Below are 18669 nucleotides of genomic sequence, written 5' to 3'. Positions count from 1 at the left end.
GAGGAAAGTTCGTTGTTTGGATCAGACTTATACGTTTCGTTAATTATCGGCGTGGTACTCAGCCTGTTGTATGCGGAAAAAGTGGGGGTAATGCCTGCAGGACTGATTGTTCCCGGATATATGGGATTGGTTTTTGATCAACCTGTTTTCATTTGTGTGATTTTGTTGATTAGTTTTTTAACATTTATAATTGTGACAAAAGTCGTCGGGCGATTTACCATTTTATACGGGCGGAGAAAGTTTGCCGCCATGTTGTCCGTCGGTGTCGCCTTGAAGCTGGTTTTTGATTATTTTGCTCCCATGACTTTTCCTTATTTGCCTTTTGAAATGCAGGAATTCCGGGGGATCGGTGTGATTGTTCCCGGACTCATTGCCAACACCATTCAAAAACAGGGCGTGATTCCGACCGTCGGAAGTACGTTGTTATTAAGCGGGGCGACTTTCGTCATTATGTTTTTATACGAATTTGTGTTGCTGAAATTTTTCTAAACATCAAAGGGCAGCCAAAAGATGCGGGGGTGGAGAAAGAAACAGGCTCTAACCCCGAACTTTATTTTTTATGCAAGGTGTAAGGATGGATTCTACATGTTAACTTGGAAACAAAAATTTCAACGCTATATCAAAAGGCAAAAGAAAAAAACGATGCAGCACACGTTGATTGCTCTTGGCATCACCGTTTTGCTCATCGTCCTCAGCCAGGTTTTGGATTCGCCGCCAAAAGTGGAGGAAAAAGATGATCACAGCCTTTTGACCATCAGCATGGCAGGAGACATGTTGTTCGGGCGGTATGTCGATGAAGTGGTGGTCCCCAATCACGGATATCAGTCGTTGTTTCAGTATGTGCGGCCTTATCTCAAGAAATCGGATTATATTACCGGAAATTTTGATCAGCCCGTCACCGAAGGCGAAGATTATCCCAAAGCGGACAAACGGGTGCATATTTCCACCAAACCGGAGATTGCCAAAGTGTTGAAAGAAGAAGGTTTCACGACCGTCAACCTTGCCAACAACCACATAAAAGATTATGGGAAACAAGGCTTGTTGGATACCATTCGGGTGTTTCAAAACCAAAAGGTGAAGACGGTCGGAGCCGGCTACAATATCCAAGATGCTTCCACCGTTACCTATCAGATGATCCGGGGCATCAAAATTGCCACCCTCGGGTTTTCCGATATTCTTCCCAAAGATTTTCGCGCTTTGTCCGACCGGTCCGGTGTGGCCCCGGCGGATCCGGACGTGTTTTTTTATGATGTGGCCAAAGCCAAAAAAAATGCCGATCTGGTGATTGTCCATATGCATTGGGGTGAAGAGTATGACAGCAACTTCCACCCGAGACAGCAGGATTTGGGACGGTCGTTGATCGATGCCGGAGCCGATATCGTGATCGGCCACCATCCCCATGTTTTGGAACCGGTGGAAGTTTACAAACACGGGGTCATCTTTTACAGCCTTGGGAACTTTATTTCGGATCAGGGGTGGTCCCGTACCCGCGAAAGTGCTTTGGCTCAGTATAAAGTGATGAATGGAAAGGTGAATTTGGTGATTCACCCGCTTGTCATTCGGCAGGGAACCCCGAGGCCTTTAACCGGTTTTGGTTCTTTTTACCGTCGGGAGAGGATTTTTATGCAAATCACCGATGAGCCTGTCTTTTCGAAGGAATGGAGTCGTTTGTGGAAACGGGAAGGTGACGCGTTGGTACGCACCATCGATCTTCCGCCGAAACTAAAAGCAAAATTGGCTCCATAAAAGATATAGGAAATTTTCTTCCATTTGAAATTGATTTTGATTAAGATTACATCGTGAAGGGACGAATGGAGGAAATGTTGACTTATCGGCAGAGGTTCCAGCGATACATGAAACGCGAGAAAAAAAAGGCTGTGATCCATTCGTACATTGCTTTGTTCCTCGTCATCGTGTTGATGACGGGATGGGCGGCCTTGGATCGCGTGAAAGCCGTATCCGTCCGGGAGGATCCCGACAGCCGGCTGACGGTCACGCTGGTGGGGGACATGATGTTCGGGCGGCATATCGAGGATGTGATCGTCAAAAACTACGGTTATGAATATTTGTTTCATTATGTTCGTCCTTATTTTCAGTATTCGGATTATGTGACGGGTAACTTCGAGAATCCCATCGTGAACCGGCCGGGTTATCCCAAGGCGGACAAATTTATTCATCTGAGCACAAAACCCGAAGCTGCCAAAGCATTGAAAAAGGTCGGTTTTTCCACCGTCAATCTGGCTAACAACCATATGAAGGATTATGGGAAACAAGGCTTGTTGGATACATTGAAGGCTTTTCGGGATGCCGGATTGGAGACCGTCGGGGCTGGCAGTCATTTGGACGAAGCCGTTGAAGTGGTATATCAAACCGTGAACGGGATAAAAATTGCCACCTTGGGCTTTTCCGATGTGATGCCGGTCGATTTCCGCGCGATGCATCAACGTTCCGGAATCGCCCCGGCGGATCCGGATGTTTGGTTTCCACAAGTGGCCAAAGCCAAACAAAATGCGGATCTGGTGATTGTACATATGCATTGGGGATTGGAATATGACAGCCGCTATCATCCGCGGCAGAGAGATCTGGGGCATGCTTTGATCGATGCCGGCGCGGATCTTGTGGTCGGCCATCATCCCCATGTGTTGGAGCCGGTCGAGGTGTATAAAAACGGCGTGATTTTCTACAGCTTGGGCAATTTTGTGTTTGATCAGGGTTGGACCCGTACCCGCGAAAGTGTGCTGGTGCAATACAAGGTGTTAAAAAATGATACAGCCCGGTTGGAAATTTATCCGTTAATGATCCGGGAAGGACAACCACGTCCGCTTCTGGGATGGAGTCAGGCGTACCGGCGTGAGCGGGTGTTTATGCAAATGACACAAGAGAGGATATATTCGGATTTGTGGAATCGCACATGGAAACGGGAAAACAACATCCTTGTCCGCACGGTTCCGCTTCCGCCCGGGCTGAAAGGAGGGAAAAAGGTTGAACAATAAAAAATTTCATGTCATCTTGGCTGTTTTTGTTATTATCGGCACCATTTTTGCTTATTTTTATAAAAGCAATGAGTATGATTCCAAAGCCTTTGAGCAAACCGTTGACCAAAAGAACAAGCATAAATACGGAGTGGCAGCGGCGCATCCGGAAGCGGTCAAAGTGGGGATGCGCATTTTGGAGCAAGGCGGCAATGCGGTGGATGCGGCGATTGCCGTCGGATATGCTTTGGGCGTCGTTGAGCCTTACGGATCGGGGCTTGGCGGCGGAGGAACGATGTTGATCGATTTTTACAGCAAGGAGAAAGACCCCGTGGTCATCGATTATCGGGAAACAGCGCCATACACCGGGATCATTCCGGATAACGGAGTGGGGGTTCCGGGGTTTGTGAAAGGAATGGAACTCGTTCATCAACGATACGGAAAATTGCCGATGGATCAGTTGATTCAACCTTCGATTGAGCTGGCGGAACAGGGGTTTGAAGTCACCCCGATTTTAAACAGCCGCTTACAGGCTGCTAAATACCGGCTGCCGGTCAACGATCTGAAGCACATGTTCCCGGACGGGGAGCCGATTCAGGCGCACCGCTTGCTGGTCCAAAAAGATCTGGCCAATACACTGAAGGCGATTCAAAAAGACGGATCCAAAGCGTTTTATGAAGGCTTGATCGCCAAAGACATCGAGAATAAATCCCAAGGCGTGAAAGTCAGTGATTTACACAAGTATCAGCCGTTGGTCAAAGAACCGATTGTTGTAAAATACGGGGACTATGAAATGATCACCCCTTCTCCCCCAACCGGTGGAATTATGTTGGCCGAGTCGTTAAAAATGGCGGATAAACTGAAGGTGGGCAAAACCCAGGACTTGTCTGCCGATCAGATCCATTTGCTCGGGGAAATCGACAAAAGGGTGAACCATGCGCGGCGCCAAAACGTGGGAGATCCTCAGTTTTCCAAGGTTCCGGTAAAGGAGATGTTGGCGGATCAATATATTCAACAATTAACAAAGGATATCAACCTCAAACAAATTTCGAGCCAGTATCAAACCGTGGCCGATTCGCTCGCGGACAAAGAGGAACATGACAATACGACCCATTTTGTGGTTGTCGATAAAGACGGAAACATGGTGACGGCCACCAATACCTTGAGTAACTTTTTCGGCTCGGGGATATACGTGGATGGCTTTTTCTTAAACAACCAGTTAAAAAACTTCAGTATCATCAAAAGCTCTCCCAATCGTCCCCAGTTGGGGAAACGGCCCGTCAGTTATACAGCTCCGACCATTTTTGCCAAAAACGGACGCCCGGTTTTGGGGATCGGAAGTGCAGGCGGAAGCCGGATTACGCCGGTTTTGACACAAGTGGTGTTGCGTGTCTTGGAATATGATCTTTCGGTCCAGTCCGCCATCAACCGCCCCCGGTTTATCGTGGAAGATAATATCGTTTATGTCGAAAAAGCGTTGCCTGCCGATGTCCAGAAAGAATTGGAACAAAAAGGATATCAGGTGATTGTGAAACCGACGGGCATGTATTACGGGGGAGTGCAAGGCATCCGGGTGAACCGGAGTAAGAACAAGATGGAAGGAGGGTTTGACGGACGACGGGACGGAGCCTTTCGCTTTGGTGCAGACTAATGGAGACGGGTTGGAGGCATGGGTATGAAGCGTTTGTTGCGAATACTTACTCCTTTTTTGATCATTGGAGCCATATTGTTTTTTTTAATGGATTTTCGTCATGTGGAACAGCTGAGTCCTGAAGAAAAACAAGCGATTGAAAAATACCGGGAACAGTTGGTGAAAGGAACCTTACTGGACAAGCCGGATGAAGGGATTTTTCGGCGGGAGGATTTCGATGCGATTGCCAGATCTTTGGACGCACTCCATCAGCATGATCACTATTTTGTGTTCGGGCCGGAATGGGGGGCCCCGCTCGATCATCCGGAGAGCGAATTTCAAAATATCGAATCCATCATCAATCAACCCGAATATGTAAACAACGGAAAGTACTTTGCTTTTTTCCAAGCTTTTCGTCAGGATTTGAACCAGGCAAAGAATAAATTGGGAACGAGAGCTTCCCATGACATCTTGGACGACTTGTCCACCTTGGTTTTTACGGATGAAATCATCGAGGACCGGCAATGGAGCCAATCAGAGACGATCCGGGTGATGAAAGAAACCGGCCTGAAATTAATCAAAGAAGAGAATCAGAATGCACCAAACTCCGGGTGAATCCATGGCCCGGAGTGCTGTTTTTTTCTGGAAATGGGAAAAGCCATGGAATCGTTATATAATAACAACCAAAAGATGAAGTCAATGATGGAGTGAATATAAATGATCCCTCTTGTTGAGTTTTGCATCAATAATTTGACGGATGAAGTGTTGGCCGTAAAAAACGAGCTGGAAAAAGATCCGGGGATTGATGTGTTGGAGTATGACTGTTTGGGGAACTGCGGAATCTGTGCGCAAGGTCCCTATGCATTGGTCAACGGGGAAATCGTCACGGCGGACAGCGGAAAAGAACTTCTCAAGAAAATTTATGAGGAGATTGAAGACATGGAAATTCGATATTAAAAAAGCATCCGGTTGTTTCAGCCGGATGCTTTTTTTCTAGTAAACCGCAATTTCGTTGTAGAACGTGTCCCGTTCGACCGGTGTGCGGTTGGCTCCTTTGATCAGCCAGATCAGTTCGTCTTTGGTCAATGCTTGTTGCGTCAAAGCGCCAGCGGCATGGCTGATTCGTTCCTGAACCAGGGTTCCGTGCAGATCGGAAGAACCGAATTGCGTGGCCAATTGCGCCAGCTGCGTTCCGATATTGATAAAATAAGCTTTGATATGCGGGAAATTATCCAGCATCAGCCGGCTGATGGCAATGGTTCTCAGGTCGTCCATCGCCGAAGTGCGACGTTTGATGGAAGCATTGACGCTTTTGGGTTGTACCGCCAAGGGAATAAAGACCAAAAAGCCGTTGGTTTCGTCTTGCAATTCACGCAGGCGGATCATGTGAATCAACCGTTCTTCCTTGGTTTCAATCGATCCGTAAAGCATGGTGCTGTGCGTTTTCATTCCCAGCTGGTGCGCGGTGCGGTGGACATTCAACCAGTCGTCGGTGCTTGCTTTGTCGGGGCTCATTTTTAAACGGTAACGCTCGGTCAGGATTTCCGCGCCGCCGCCGGTCAGGGAGCTGACGCCGGCGTCCATCAGTTCTTTCAAGACCGTTTCGACCGGACGCCCGGACAAGCGGGAGAAAAATTCCACTTCCGCCGCCGTGTAAGCTTTGATGGTCACATGCGGGTAGTGTTTTTTCAAGATGGCTACCGTTTCAAGATAATAGTCAAACGGCACCGTGTGGTTATGTCCGCCGACAATGTGGAATTCCCGGATTCCTTCCGTGTACCGCTCGCCGACATGTTCCAGCAATTCCTCGGGCGACATGGTGTAAGCCCCTTCTTCCCCGGGATCCCGCCGGAAAGCGCAGAATGCACATCTGGCTTCACAAACGTTTGTCGGGTTTAAGTACATATTCTGGATAAAGTAAACACGATCCCCATTCTTTCTCCTGTTTACTTCATTGGCCAATTGGCCGATGGTGAGTAAGTCCGGCGATTCGTATAAAGTGAGCCCGTCTTCCAATGTAAGGCGTTCCCCATGTTTCACCTTCTCCACAATCATATCCAAATTGCGGTCTGAAACCGTGGAGGTTAACGACATGGAGGGTTCCTCCTCTCATTTCTGATCAAACAAAGAACCAATGATATCTGAAATTATTTCGAATGTCTAAATAACAAATCGAACTTATATTATTCTACCACAAAGGATAATCATTGGAAAACAAACGGGAAGGCCTCTTCCGTCGCCCGGATTTTGTCAATTTCCCGGGAGGGAAGGGGGTTACATTTTTTTACATAACGGCGCAAAAAGTTTGGAAAGGATGGAGATAACAAGAAGTTGTGTCTAAATAATATATTTAATTGAATAATTTGTAAAAAATGCGGCTTTTCTTTTCAGTTTTGTCATTGTATACTGAAAATAACTGGCAGATTTCGAACAAATGTGCCTTGTTTGATGAGAGATGGGTCAAGACAGGGGAGAGGAGGTCATAAGATGAGTGGGGGTCCGGCGTTAAAAGATCAGTTGGAAAAAGCAAGAAAACGCATGGAAGAAGCGGCAGATCGTTTCGGTTTGAATCATCCGGCCGTTTATGAACTGAGCCGGGAGCTCGACGAACTGCATAATTTGTGGGAGCAGGAAACGATTCTTCACCAAAGGGGAGAAGAAATCATCTATCCGCTTCGTTCCCCGATGCAAAGAACGAAAAAACGTTCCAAACAGGCGATGATGAAAGCGATCTGAGCTCATCGGTTGTATCAGGGGAAGATTCCCTTGTATACTGTAAAGAGAAGGAGGGAATGCCCCATGATTACATTGACGGAACAAGCCGCTTTAAAAGTGAAGGATATGTTGAGCGAACAAGAGCATCCGGAAAACCTCTATCTGCGCGTTGGCGTGGAATACGGCGGATGCAGCGGTTTTTCATATAGTATGGGTTTTGATGAAGAAAAGAAAGAAAATGATATGGAATTGAACCAGTTTGGTGTCCGGATTTTGGTTGATCAACGAAGCCAACCGTTGCTGCAGGGAACGGTGATTGATTACAAAGAGACCGTCATGGGCGGCGGATTCAGTATCGATAATCCGAATGCAACGGTTACTTGCGGTTGCGGATCATCATTTCGGACGGCAACGGAATCAGGCCGGCCCGACGAGGATTGTTAAAAAAAACCCGTCTCCATGTGAGATGGGTTTTTTTACGATATCGGGATTTCATCCACCAGCATCACTTTGGAATGCCCGCAAGCGGGACAGATGAGGGTGTGAGGACATTGACGGGTTTTCAGATCGGTCAGCCCGTCGGTCATTTTCAGATCATCAATCTCCCGGTAAGGACTGTAATCACTGAACAGGTCAGTCAACCGTCCGTTGTCTTCCAAAACATGACCGCACCCGGGGCAACGATGAGTTTCGAGGGCGGAAAACCCGTTGCAAACGGGACAAGCATAATGAGTACCCAAAAAAAATCCCTCCTTTGATTTTATATTTATCGTTTCAAATCAAAGGAGGGATCATGCAACAAATTACCGGTCCAATTTTAAATTGGAGCTGTGTTGAGGCTGAACACGGGCATCCGGATCAATGTATTGTTTGGCATGGTTGACGGCAATGGGGGCTTCCCCGAAACCAACAGTGATCAGTTTGACTTTTCCTTCATAGGTGGCAATATCGCCGGCGGCGTAAATGCCGGGGATGTTGGTTTCCATTTTGGAGTTGACAAGGATGGATCCTTTTTCGATGTGAAGTCCCCACTCTTGAATCGGCCCCAACGAAGAGACAAACCCAAAGCTGACAATCACTTCATCCACTTTCAATTCCTCGGATACACCGCTTTTTTTATCAGAAATCGTCACTTTTTCGATGTGTGTGGCTCCTTCGATCGCGGTAATTTCCCGCGGGGTTAACACCCTGATGCCGGAATTCATCATTTTTTCGACACTGTGCTCATGAGCGCGGAATTTGTCCCGGCGATGGATCAAAGTGACACTTTTGGCGACCGGTTCCAGCATCAAAGCCCAATCCACCGCGGAATCTCCCCCGCCGGCGATTAAAACATCTTTTCCTTCAAACTGCCGCTTGTCTTTGACAAAGTAATGAATATGGGTGTTTTCAAATTTCTCAGCTTCCGGCAGTTTCAATTTGCGTGGTTCAAAAGCTCCGCAACCAGCGGTGATAATCACAGAACGGCCCAAATGCACTTGTTTTTGGGTGACAACCTCAAATAATCGTTCTTCTTTTTTATGAACTTGTAAGACCTTTTCATCCAAACAATAGGTGGGATGAAAAAGGTTGGCTTGCTCAATCAGATTATCCACCAGGTTTTGGGCGGTCACTTTGGGAAAACCGGCAATGTCATAAATATATTTTTCCGGATAGAGTGCAGACAATTGGCCTCCCAATTGCGGCAGGCTTTCAATGACTTTGACGGAAGCTTGGCGCATTCCGGCGTAAAAAGCAGCAAAGAGCCCGGTTGGCCCTCCGCCGATCACAATGATATCGGTTATGTTTTGTTCAACTTGTTGTGTTGTCACAAGCGCACCTCCAAAATATTATTGCGAAAATGGAGAAAATTATATAATAATCATATAACATGATGTGATGATCGAATCCATAGCTTTAAAAAATTTACCAATTCGTTTTTGCCGGATAGACTGAAATGAAGTGGAGAAAATGTGAACAAAAGCTCTTGCTAAAAGTTCGTGAAAATAATATCATAATCAATGGCATGATTCAATGATCACGAAGCGTTCGAACCTTTTCAGATTGTGAGAAATCAATCATACTAAATAATACTTTAGATGGATGTGATTTGTGATGAGTATACCTAAAATCGTGATCCTTGGAGCAGGGTATGGCGGACTGATGACAGCCAAAGGATTGGCCAAAAATCTGAATGCGAACGAAGCAGAAATTACCCTGGTCAACCAAAACAGTTACCACTATATCACGACGAAATTGCATGAGCCGGCTGCAGGAACTTCCCATCATGATCACGCACGTGTTTCGATCCCGTCGGTCATTGACACCAACCGGATCCGTTTTATCCAAGACCGGGTGACCGGAATGAAGTTGGACGAAAAAACGGTTCTGTTGGAAAACAATGACCCGATCCAATATGACTATTTGGTGGTTGGATTGGGAAGCGCACCGGAAACGTTTGGTATTAAAGGTTTATTGGAAAATGCGTTCTTTATTCGCAATATCAACAGCGTGCGCATGATTCGCGAGCACATGGAATACATGTTCTCGCGTTATGCCATTGAGAAAAAAGAAGAATTGATCACGATCGTGGTCGGGGGAGCCGGATTCACCGGAATTGAGTACGTGGGCGAATTGGTGGATCGCATGCCCGAGCTGTGCCGGGATTATGACATTCCGCTTGAAAAAGTCCGTATTGTGAATGTGGAAGCGGCACCGACCGTCTTGCCGGGATTTGACAAAGAACTGGTGGACTATGCAGTGAAATACCTGGAAAATAAAGGTGTTGAATTCATTGTCAATACGCCGATCGAAGAGTGCACCAAAGACGGTGTCATCCTGAAAGGCGGACGTGAAATCAAATCATCTACCGTGGTCTGGACCGGTGGCGTGCGCGGAAATAAACTGGTTGAAGAATCCGGCATTGAAACGATGCGCGGACGTGTGAAAGTGGATGAATATCTACGTGCTCCCGGCCATGACAATGTGTTTATCGTGGGTGACAGCTCTCTCGTGTTCCCGGGAGAAAGCGAAAATGAGCGTCCTTACCCGCCGACAGCCCAAATCTCCACACAGCAAGGCCAATATCTCGGCAAACAATTGGCCAAAGTGGTTCGCGGGGGTCAATTTGACCAACCGTTTAAATATGAACCGAAAGGAACCGTGGCTTCTCTGGGAAGAAAAGAGGCCATCGGTGTGGTCGGAAATAAAAAGATGACCGGCGGAACAGCTGCGTTCATGAAAAAAATCATTGATCTTCGCTGGCTCTTCTTGTTGGGTGGCGTTTCTTTGGTTCTTCGCAAAGGAAAACTGTAATCATTTATGATTTTTACAAAAACCCTTCTTGGTTTAAGAAGGGTTTTTTGTTATGGAATACAGCAATTTTCCGAAAGAAAAGGCATGATTCTGATGTTATCGCTTACATGGATTGTGAACGCGGTTCTTGCTCCTGAATGGAATTTTTCATTTAGATTAGAATATTATATCATTTCTGAAACAGGACCACAGGGGGCGATTCCATGAAAAAAGCCATGTCAGAACTATCAGAAAATACTTGCCATTATTGCAGCGGAAAAGGGTATTTGGAGCTTTTGCTGGGCGGTACGGAAGCGTGTTATGCCTGTCACGGAACCGGAAAAGAAGATAAAAAATGAAGTGAACCCGCTTTTGGCGGGTTTTTTTATATCGTTGACCTTCTGAAAGATATTCAGTAAAATGAGTGGGAACTTTGAGATGTGGAGGCGATGACTCAAGTGACGCTCGCCCAATTGATCATTTCCATTCCGTTGTTATTTGTTTTATTTTTTGGATTGGGCTTTATTCTGAATATGATTTTAAAAACCACTTGGTTGCCGCTCGCCCTTTTTTTCGGGGTTGTTTTGTATGTGGGGCGGGATGTGACGCAAATTTTTACCATTGTCAATGCCGTTTTGTTCTTTTCGGGTTTTTTGGGAGTCCTGGGCGGGATTTTTACCATTCGTACGTTGCGCTTAAAAGGATATCGGATGTTCTAGAAACCAGGGATGCACCCTGGGTTTTTTTAGCAAGAATGCATTCGGGCAGAAGGTGAGAACATGATTTTATTTGTGGTGAATCCGGAATCGGGAAAAGGAAAAGGAAAAGTTTTTTGGGAAAAGGCAGAAAAATATCTCAAGGCCCGGTCCGTTGCTTATGAAGTCTGGCATACGAAGCAAAACGAAAAATTGACTTCCCGGATTCGTGACGGAGCCAAACAGAAAAAGTGGCAAGCGGTGGTTGCCATCGGTGGCGACGGAACGGTGAACGAGGTGGGGAGCGGCTTGATTGGCGTTGCAGTTCCATTCGGGATTATTCCGTCCGGAACCGGAAATGATTTTGCTTTTGCCCACGCCATCCCTTCCCGGCCGGAAAAAGCGCTGGCGCGTATCTTGAATTTTCACCCGGAACCGGTGGATACGGCGACCGTGAACGGAAAACCCATGTTTGGATCCACGGGGGTGGGATTTGATGTCAGTGTGGTGGAGCGGGTGAACCGGTCCGGCTTAAAAAAGTGGTTCGGATCGTTTTCATACGGGATGGAAGCGGTGAAATGTTTGTTTTCCTACAGGGCCCGGTCCATGACACTGAGGATGGACGGAAATGAGTATCGGCTGGAGAAATGTTGGATGGTGTCCGTTGCCAATATCCGCCAATACGGCGGAGGAATCCGGATTTGTCCGCAGGCGGATACTCAAGACGGATATTTGGATGTCTGTTGTGTGCAAAATCTGAGGAAAGGTCAGTTTATTCGCGCTTTTCCATTAACTTATTTCGGGTGGCATGCCCGGCACCCGTCCATACGGTTTGAGCGGGCACAACAAATTGAAATCCTGGGACCGGAATCGTTTCCTTACCATATTGACGGGGAAGTTAAGGGGACGACTCCAATCCGGATTGAAGTGCACCCCCGTTCTTTACTCCTCCTGTAAGGGAAAAGGGTGATCCGGATCCGGCGGTGAAAACGTTTCCGGATATAACAAGTGTGCCAAATGGCAAAGGCCGGTCAAAATCCGGGGGGAGGGGCGGCAATACCATCCCTCGTCCAACAGGAAAATATTTTGCTCCTTTGAAAGTGGCGTTCCTTGCCAGGCCGGACGGGATTGGATCATCTCTTTTTTTATCCGCTTCAGCGGAACCCCGGTCCAGACAGTCAAAACATAATCGGGCTTTTTATCCCGTACGGTTTCCCAATCCGTCTGTACACTTTCTTTGTCAATGTCGGAGAAGATGTTGACTGCCCCGACCAATTCACTCACCTCGGTGAGCCAGTTTCGTCTGCCCGGGGTGAAAACCGGTTTTGGCCACCACTCCCAATACAGGCGCGGCGGTGTTTCCTTGCCGGGAATCCGGGCTTTGAGCCGGTCGATTTGGTCTGTAAACCGGCGGGCGGTCTGTTCCGCTTTGGTTTGGAGGCCGAGAGCATCTCCGAGCCGGATCAAATCTTGTGCAATATCCCGGAGGGTTTTGGGGTTCAGAATCATCAAGGGGAGATTTTCTTGTTTTAATCTTTCGATATTTTTCTCCATTCCCGGGACACTGAGGGAAGCGATCACCAGATCCGGATTCAATGCTTTGATTTTTTCGATATCAACATTTAGATCCGGACCGACGCGCGGAAGGTGTTGGCATGTCGGGGGCCAGTCCGAGTAATCATCAATTCCGACAAGCCATGAGTGCGCTCCCAGAAAATAAAGCATTTCCGTATTGCTGGGACAAATGGAAACCAGTCGCATCCTGATCCCCTCCTTTGAGTGCATTGCGCTTCTTCAGAATGATGAAGCGGGCATTGCTTGAATGTCCCGCTTCACTTAATACCAGAGAAAGTACATCGCAACAGAAACCAATATGCCTAACCAGGCACCGGTAAAGACTTCGATGGGTTGGTGGCCCAGGATTTCTTTCAAGCGGATCCGCGTTTCCGAGGTCGGCTTTTCTTTGATGTTCCTGAGTTCCTTCAACAGTAATGCGAAGTCGTCAGCCAACTGGTTGAGAGCCTGGGCATGCATGCCGGCCTGTCGGCGGACACCGGTGGCATCGTACATCACAATGATTCCAATGACAGTTGCAATGGCAAAGGCGGAAGAATCCCATCCTTCCGTGATTCCCAGGGAGGTTGCCAGCGCGGTCACAGCGGAAGTGTGTGAGCTGGGCATGCCCCCGGAGCTGACCATCCAGTTCCAATCCCAATGATGCGTGATAAAAAAATTCCAAGGGACTTTTAACAGTTGTGCCAAGATAATGGCAGCGAGAGATGCCCAAAGAGGAAAATTGGCCATAAGTTCAGCCGGTATCAATGCCTGGTCATCCTTTCCGTTCGGTGTCGGTTCTATTTTATCCATGCGTTGTTTCCGAATCCTTTGTGAAACTATTTTATTATATCTCATTAAGAGACGATTTTTAAATGATTCTTGGCAAATTGTTGCAGGAAAAGCCTGAGTGTTTTTCGAAGGATTAATATGAAAAATGAAAAACGCACTTCATTTATTGTCTCCAAAAAACGTTTCATTAAGGAGTTTTTTTATGAGGGACTATTTACCGGATCCGTTGCCAGTCAGCCATCGTTTGCAATGCCGGGAGTGCCGGGAACAGTTTAAAACATTACATTCGGAGCCGCTCGAAGAGAAAATGGTGTGTCCGTCCTGCGGATGGTCCGGGACATTATCTGAGTGGATGACGGAAGAAGCCGTCCTTCATGAACTTGCTTTGGCACGCAAAAAATTGGAAAAAGTTTTTTTCAAGATGAAAAGCTCCCATAAAAGCTGATGATGACTGGTTTTTAACCGGTTCTTTGTTTTTACCTGTTTTAAAAAAATCGTTGACATTTATTCTTGTTGCTGATATGATATTTTTTGTCGATTCGATAATGAATTTTCATCTCAAGCCGAAGTGGCGGAATTGGCAGACGCGCACGACTCAAAATCGTGTTCCTTTATGGAGTGTGGGTTCGACTCCCACCTTCGGCACCAAGCATGCTGGGGTGGCGGAATTGGCAGACGCACAGGACTTAAAATCCTGCGGTGGGTGTACCACCGTGTCGGTTCGAGTCCGACCCTCAGCACCAAAGTGTGAATCGGCCCGTTAAAAAAGCTCCGCTTGAACAAGCGGAGCTTTTTGCGTGGTTTGACCGGTAATGAAAGATGCCCCGTGAACAGCGGGGCATCTTTCATGTTATGAACTGAGAAGAGGAGTGGATGAAGAAGATTGGTCTTCCAACCGCAGGACCTCTTCTTTGTCCGGAAGTTCATAAACTTCCTCCAATACATGTTTTAACACCAAATAGGCGGAGTAAGGCTTTTCCAGATAGTTTTCGGTAAAAAAACGTTTTGTGTCGGGACAGAAGATAAACGCTTTTAACTCTTCCAGTTCCTCAATTCTTTTTTGAATCACTTCCAAGACTTCGGGGCAGTCGCTGAATAATTCTCCTTCTTTCCACGTCAAAGTGATATGTTCATATAACCATCCTTTGATGGTAAATTGACGTGACATGTTGTACCACCTCCACGGGTGACAAATCAAAGACCTGCTTTTTTTATACGTCGTACGGCCGGAAAATCCTGCCGCTCCATCGTATCCGCAAACATTCGAAAATTTTGACCGGGGGTGCCTGGCGACTGAAGCCGGAAACGGAAAAAACAGGTTTCAAATGATCAGGAAGAACAAATCTCCGATATTTTATCTGCCATTTTTTCTTTTTAATATCTCAATATTTGAATGTTTCGCATTTGCTTGTGGTTTTTATCCGCTCCTGTTGGTTTCCCGTTTCTTTCCCATCCCTCCCTTGTGTGTCCCGGCGCCCGGGATGATTGCGTTTTTCCCCGTCAGGCGGGCTGGTATGGATCCGGTTGAAATCACCTTTGTTTGAAGAAAAGAAAGGTAGTAGATCCATACTTGATCAATTAATATAAAAATAATTATAATCTTTGTATGATTGTTTTTGAATTAAAATATATAGGTTCTTGATTTTTGAACACTAGAAAACAGGGTGAAGCCGGATCATGTTAAATGAACAACATCATCGCCAGTTACAAATGATTGCTTCCTATTTGCCAAGTATTCAATTTGATTGGGATAAGGAGCAAATGGTTCATTCATTTTCAGTACTTGCCGAACTCTTGGATTATCGCATGATGTGGGAAAAGGAAGAAGGTGTGTGTTTTTGCAATCATTTGGACGGATATCCCCGTATTCTTTTGGAAAAAAAGGAAGGGCGCATTCAATCTGTATGGCTGGATATTGATACATACCGGGAAATGGATGAGATCCTGAAGGATCAAAGTGAAGACCGGATGAACGAATTAACCATGGAAATGTTGAGGAGTTTGGACGTTGTTGTGCGCTTTTTGTCAACCAATTGGGGAGCTCCTTTTTTTTATGGGGAATTTGGGGATCCGCAATTTCCGCGTGACCAGTATGTCAGCATCCGGATGGCATTGTGGAAAGTGCAAGATGCCCACATTGCCGTGCAAGTGGAACATCAGGACCGGGAATACCCCATCAGCCTGAACATGCTGATCACTCCTGAACAAGAATTGAGTTCGCACCGGTTTGATGCATTGATGAAACGGAAATGAAACTCCTTTCCAATATTCTACAATTTTATTGCTTCGGATTTATGTTAGACTGTGAAGCAAGTTGAAGGGAAAGGGGATGTAGCATGAGTTTTCAATTGATTCTTGCCGGATTGACGGCACTGTTGTCCACTGTTTCCGGTTTGGGGTTTTTGGAAATCCAAAATCAAGCCGATCCAAAGGTGACACCGCAACAACAGGAGGCAGTAAGTGAAACGCAACCGTCTTCTGCGGCGGCAACCGATGATCAAGATGCAGAGATCCTTCCCATTGAAAAAGAGGTTTTGGCCTTGGTGAATCAGGAACGGGAGAAGCACGGCTTGAACCCGTTGCAACTGGATGCCGCGGTTTCCGGAGCAGCGGACATGAAATCCAAGGACATGAGGGATCATCACTATTTTGACCATCAATCCCCGACTTATGGTTCTCCTTTTGAAATGATGAAACAACAAGGCATTGATTTTAAAGCGGCCGGAGAAAATATTGCGGCGGGACAAAAAACGGCGGAAGAAGTGATGGACGGCTGGATGAACAGTGAAGGACACCGGGCCAATATCTTGAATCCTGATTTTACCCATATTGGAATCGGTTATGTTCAAGGTGGAGATTACGGCACTTATTGGACACAATTGTTTATTCAAAAATAAAGAGGCGAAGTGAACCCCCTGCATGGGCAGGGGGTTTTCGTTTAAAGGAATCCCAATTGTTTTTGCTCTTCTTCGGTAAACAAACGGGAACGAATGATAAACCGGATCCCGAGCGGGATTTCCAAGGAGAAAGACGCTCCGCGGCCTTTGGTGACATCGATGGTCAGGTGGGTGTGTTTCCAGTATTCATATTGGGCCCGTGACATATAAAAAGGGCAACCGGCCACATCCCCGAGGTAAATATCGTTGGCTCCGACCCGGAATGTTCCCGCTTTGAAACACATTGGAGAAGATCCGTCACAACAACCACCGCTTTGGTGAAACATTAAATCGCCATGTTCTTTTCGCAAAGCCTCAATCACTTTGGCTGCTTCTTCGGTCACAGACACCCGCTCCACTTTTTTCATCCGTGTTCACCTTAAAACAATCCGGTGGGGTTTTGATCGTAGGAAATCAGCATGTTTTTGGTTTGCTGGTAGTGTTCCAGCATCATTTTGTGGGTTTCCCGCCCGATCCCGGATTGTTTGTATCCGCCAAAGGCAGCATGTGCAGGGTAGACATGGTAACAGTTCACCCACACGCGGCCGGCTTCAATTTTCCGGGCGATCTGGTAAGCTTGATGAACGTCTCGGGTCCACAATCCGGCTCCCAAGCCATAGAGCGTGTCATTGGCGATTTCCAACAGTTCCTGTTCATCTTTAAATGTGGTGACGGAGACAACCGGCCCGAAAATCTCTTCTTGGAAAATGCGCATTTTGTTGTTTCCGACAAAGACGGTCGGCTCAATATAAAAGCCGTCCGGATATTTCGGATTGTCATACGGTTTTCCGCCGGTCAGGCATTGCGCTCCCTCTTCACGCCCCAATTCGAGATAGCTTAGGATTTTTTGGAATTGATCCGAAGAAGCTTGCGCCCCCATCATCGTTTCCGGATGCAAGGGATCCCCCATTTTAATTTTGCGCACCCGCTCGAGGGCCCGATCCATGAATTCTTCATAGATCGATTCCTGGATCAGGGCACGGGACGGACAGGTGCAGACTTCCCCCTGGTTTAACGCGAACATGGTAAATCCTTCGATGGCTTTTTCCAAGAAGCTGTCATCTTGCCGCATGACGCTTTCCGTAAAAATATTGGGGGATTTTCCGCCCAACTCCAGCGTGACCGGAATGATGTTTTCAGAAGCATATTGCATAATCAACCGGCCCGTGGTTGTTTCGCCGGTGAAAGCGATTTTTCCGATACGCGGAGAGGTGGCGAGCGCCTGGCCGGCCTCGGGTCCGAAACCGTTTACAATATTGAGGACGCCGGGAGGAAGCAAATCTTGAATGATCTCGGCAAATAACAGGACGGTGACAGGCGTTTGTTCAGCAGGTTTCAGTACGACACAGTTTCCTGCCGCCAGTGCCGGTGCCAGTTTCCATGCGGCCATCAACAAGGGGAAGTTCCAAGGGATGATTTGTCCGACCACACCGATCGGTTCCTTGATGTGAACCGAAAGCGTTTTGGCGTCAATTTCGGAAACGCTGCCTTCTTCTCCGCGGATGACGCCGGCGAAATACCGGAAATGGTCAACGGCAAGCGGGATGTCTGCCGCCAGTGCTTCACGGATGGGTTTTCCGTTGTCCCATGTTTCCGAAAGTGCCAGTTTTTCTTTGTTGGCTTCAATCCGGTCGGCAATTTCAAGGAGGATTTTGCTTCGCTTGGCAGGCGGGGTGTTGGCCCATTTTTCCCTGGCTTGGTGCGCTTTGTCCAAAGCCAGTTCGATATCTTCTTTTTGTGAACGCGGAACTTTGGTAAACACCTTGCCGTCGACCGGTGACGGATTGTCAAAATACTCGCCGTTTACCGGAGGAACCCACTCGCCGCCGATAAAGTTTTCATAACGGGGTTTAAAGTGAAGCAGGCTGCCTTCCGTGTTGGGGGCTTTGTAACCGGAAAGTTTGACGCTCATGGCCTCATCCTCCTTATTTTTTCGAAAAATATAAATGTTCCATATATAAATTTCTTGAAAGATGGTTTGATTCCTGCCTGACCGCAGGGTTTTATCCTTTTAAAACGGCCTTACAAAAATCGCCTCTTTCTCTCTTTGTATATGTTCGATACAATAAGTAAATGACTCGAATCATTCCGATGTGGTATGG

23 protein-coding genes and 2 tRNA genes are annotated in these 18669 nt (G+C 47.0%); 17 read left to right on the top strand and 8 right to left on the bottom strand.

The window, feature by feature from the left end; genetic code table 11:
* Nucleotides 1-12: 12 nt before the first annotated feature.
* From pgsC to FA954_RS11760, 6 genes are all read left to right on the top strand, one after another.
* Nucleotides 13-489, top strand: coding sequence for a poly-gamma-glutamate biosynthesis protein PgsC (pgsC, locus tag FA954_RS11785; RefSeq protein WP_037994174.1), 477 nt, complete (start codon nt 13-15; stop codon nt 487-489).
* Between the two features lie 96 nt (nt 490-585).
* A complete protein-coding gene (locus tag FA954_RS11780; protein ID WP_049719673.1) occupies nt 586-1746 on the top strand; it encodes a CapA family protein in 1161 nt (386 codons plus the stop codon).
* A 107-nt stretch (nt 1747-1853) separates the two neighbouring features.
* Nucleotides 1854-2993 (top strand): CapA family protein, encoded by a 1140-nt coding sequence (locus FA954_RS11775; protein ID WP_165489713.1) that lies wholly within the window; start codon nt 1854-1856, stop codon nt 2991-2993.
* On the top strand, nt 2983-4623 hold the full coding sequence (ggt, locus tag FA954_RS11770; RefSeq protein WP_037997384.1) for a gamma-glutamyltransferase: 1641 nt from the start codon (nt 2983-2985) through the stop codon (nt 4621-4623). The genes FA954_RS11775 and ggt overlap by 11 nt, the downstream gene beginning before the upstream one ends.
* Before the next feature lie 24 nt (nt 4624-4647).
* Nucleotides 4648-5217, top strand: coding sequence for a hypothetical protein (locus FA954_RS11765; protein WP_037997387.1), 570 nt, complete (start codon nt 4648-4650; stop codon nt 5215-5217).
* Nucleotides 5218-5319: 102 nt separating this feature from the next.
* Nucleotides 5320-5559, top strand: a complete 240-nt coding sequence (locus tag FA954_RS11760; protein ID WP_037997390.1) for a DUF1450 domain-containing protein — start codon at nt 5320-5322, stop codon at nt 5557-5559.
* Between the two features lie 36 nt (nt 5560-5595).
* On the opposite strand, the gene mqnE is transcribed toward FA954_RS11760, so the two are convergent.
* Nucleotides 5596-6696: an aminofutalosine synthase MqnE gene (gene mqnE / locus FA954_RS11755; RefSeq protein WP_049719675.1), complete on the bottom strand. Its 1101-nt coding sequence runs from the start codon at nt 6694-6696 to the stop codon at nt 5596-5598.
* Nucleotides 6697-7089: 393 nt separating this feature from the next.
* On the opposite strand from mqnE, the gene FA954_RS11750 reads away from it, so the two are divergent.
* Together FA954_RS11750 and FA954_RS11745 are read left to right on the top strand one after the other, a co-directional pair.
* Nucleotides 7090-7338 carry an aspartyl-phosphate phosphatase Spo0E family protein gene (locus tag FA954_RS11750; RefSeq protein ID WP_037997396.1) on the top strand — a complete coding sequence of 83 codons (249 nt, stop codon included), beginning with the start codon at nt 7090-7092 and terminating at the stop codon, nt 7336-7338.
* A gap of 63 nt (nt 7339-7401) precedes the next feature.
* Nucleotides 7402-7761, top strand: coding sequence for a HesB/IscA family protein (locus FA954_RS11745; protein WP_037997398.1), 360 nt, complete (start codon nt 7402-7404; stop codon nt 7759-7761).
* 32 nt (nt 7762-7793) lie between these two features.
* Here FA954_RS11745 and FA954_RS11740 read toward each other — a convergent pair whose 3' ends face one another.
* A complete protein-coding gene (locus tag FA954_RS11740; protein ID WP_037997401.1) occupies nt 7794-8057 on the bottom strand; it encodes a hypothetical protein in 264 nt (87 codons plus the stop codon).
* Nucleotides 8058-8120: 63 nt separating this feature from the next.
* Entirely contained in the window at nt 8121-9128 is a 1008-nt protein-coding gene (locus FA954_RS11735) for an NAD(P)/FAD-dependent oxidoreductase (RefSeq protein ID WP_037997403.1), read from the bottom strand.
* A gap of 283 nt (nt 9129-9411) precedes the next feature.
* Between FA954_RS11735 and FA954_RS11730 the strand changes: the two genes are divergently transcribed.
* The 4 genes from FA954_RS11730 to FA954_RS11720 all read left to right on the top strand — a co-directional run bounded on the left by FA954_RS11730 (nt 9412) and on the right by FA954_RS11720 (nt 12242).
* Complete coding sequence (locus FA954_RS11730) at nt 9412-10611, top strand: NAD(P)/FAD-dependent oxidoreductase (RefSeq protein WP_037997405.1); 1200 nt, start codon at nt 9412-9414, stop codon at nt 10609-10611.
* 203 nt (nt 10612-10814) lie between these two features.
* Nucleotides 10815-10949, top strand: coding sequence for a YuiA family protein (locus tag FA954_RS13730; RefSeq protein WP_049719677.1), 135 nt, complete (start codon nt 10815-10817; stop codon nt 10947-10949).
* A 90-nt stretch (nt 10950-11039) separates the two neighbouring features.
* A complete protein-coding gene (locus FA954_RS11725; protein WP_082240761.1) occupies nt 11040-11309 on the top strand; it encodes a YuiB family protein in 270 nt (89 codons plus the stop codon).
* 60 nt (nt 11310-11369) lie between these two features.
* Complete coding sequence (locus tag FA954_RS11720) at nt 11370-12242, top strand: diacylglycerol/lipid kinase family protein (protein WP_138615129.1); 873 nt, start codon at nt 11370-11372, stop codon at nt 12240-12242.
* On the opposite strand, the gene FA954_RS11715 is transcribed toward FA954_RS11720, so the two are convergent.
* Entirely contained in the window at nt 12228-13046 is an 819-nt protein-coding gene (locus tag FA954_RS11715) for a cobalamin-binding protein (RefSeq protein WP_037997414.1), read from the bottom strand. The genes FA954_RS11720 and FA954_RS11715 overlap by 15 nt on opposite strands.
* 75 nt (nt 13047-13121) lie before the next feature.
* Nucleotides 13122-13652: a divergent PAP2 family protein gene (locus FA954_RS11710; RefSeq protein ID WP_049719679.1), complete on the bottom strand. Its 531-nt coding sequence runs from the start codon at nt 13650-13652 to the stop codon at nt 13122-13124.
* A 181-nt stretch (nt 13653-13833) separates the two neighbouring features.
* Here FA954_RS11710 and FA954_RS11705 point away from each other — a divergent pair, with 181 nt between their 5' ends.
* The 3 genes from FA954_RS11705 to FA954_RS11695 all read left to right on the top strand — a co-directional run bounded on the left by FA954_RS11705 (nt 13834) and on the right by FA954_RS11695 (nt 14374).
* Nucleotides 13834-14076 carry a hypothetical protein gene (locus tag FA954_RS11705; protein WP_037997417.1) on the top strand — a complete coding sequence of 81 codons (243 nt, stop codon included), beginning with the start codon at nt 13834-13836 and terminating at the stop codon, nt 14074-14076.
* 117 nt (nt 14077-14193) lie between these two features.
* Nucleotides 14194-14279 (top strand) — tRNA-Leu (locus FA954_RS11700).
* A 5-nt stretch (nt 14280-14284) separates the two neighbouring features.
* A tRNA-Leu gene (locus tag FA954_RS11695) sits at nt 14285-14374 on the top strand.
* Between the two features lie 107 nt (nt 14375-14481).
* Here the strand turns inward: FA954_RS11695 and FA954_RS11690 are convergent.
* The gene (locus FA954_RS11690; protein WP_037998441.1) at nt 14482-14799 is read right to left on the bottom strand and encodes a hypothetical protein; all 318 of its coding nucleotides are present in this window, start codon (nt 14797-14799) and stop codon (nt 14482-14484) included.
* Nucleotides 14800-15308: 509 nt separating this feature from the next.
* Here FA954_RS11690 and FA954_RS11685 point away from each other — a divergent pair.
* Together FA954_RS11685 and FA954_RS11680 are read left to right on the top strand one after the other, a co-directional pair.
* A complete protein-coding gene (locus FA954_RS11685; protein ID WP_062842826.1) occupies nt 15309-15884 on the top strand; it encodes a hypothetical protein in 576 nt (191 codons plus the stop codon).
* 83 nt (nt 15885-15967) lie between these two features.
* Entirely contained in the window at nt 15968-16528 is a 561-nt protein-coding gene (locus FA954_RS11680) for a CAP domain-containing protein (RefSeq protein WP_052186866.1), read from the top strand.
* 41 nt (nt 16529-16569) lie between these two features.
* Here FA954_RS11680 and FA954_RS11675 read toward each other — a convergent pair whose 3' ends face one another.
* Both FA954_RS11675 and exaC read right to left on the bottom strand, forming a co-directional pair.
* Nucleotides 16570-16935: a DUF779 domain-containing protein gene (locus tag FA954_RS11675; RefSeq protein ID WP_037997583.1), complete on the bottom strand. Its 366-nt coding sequence runs from the start codon at nt 16933-16935 to the stop codon at nt 16570-16572.
* Between the two features lie 11 nt (nt 16936-16946).
* Nucleotides 16947-18479, bottom strand: coding sequence for an acetaldehyde dehydrogenase ExaC (gene exaC / locus FA954_RS11670; RefSeq protein WP_062842827.1), 1533 nt, complete (start codon nt 18477-18479; stop codon nt 16947-16949).
* Nucleotides 18480-18669 lie beyond the last annotated feature (190 nt).

It is taken from the genome of Thermoactinomyces vulgaris, from assembly GCF_005886755.1.
GTDB lineage: Bacteria > Bacillota > Bacilli > Thermoactinomycetales > Thermoactinomycetaceae > Thermoactinomyces > Thermoactinomyces vulgaris.
This window is presented reverse-complemented; position numbering and strand designations above follow the sequence as displayed.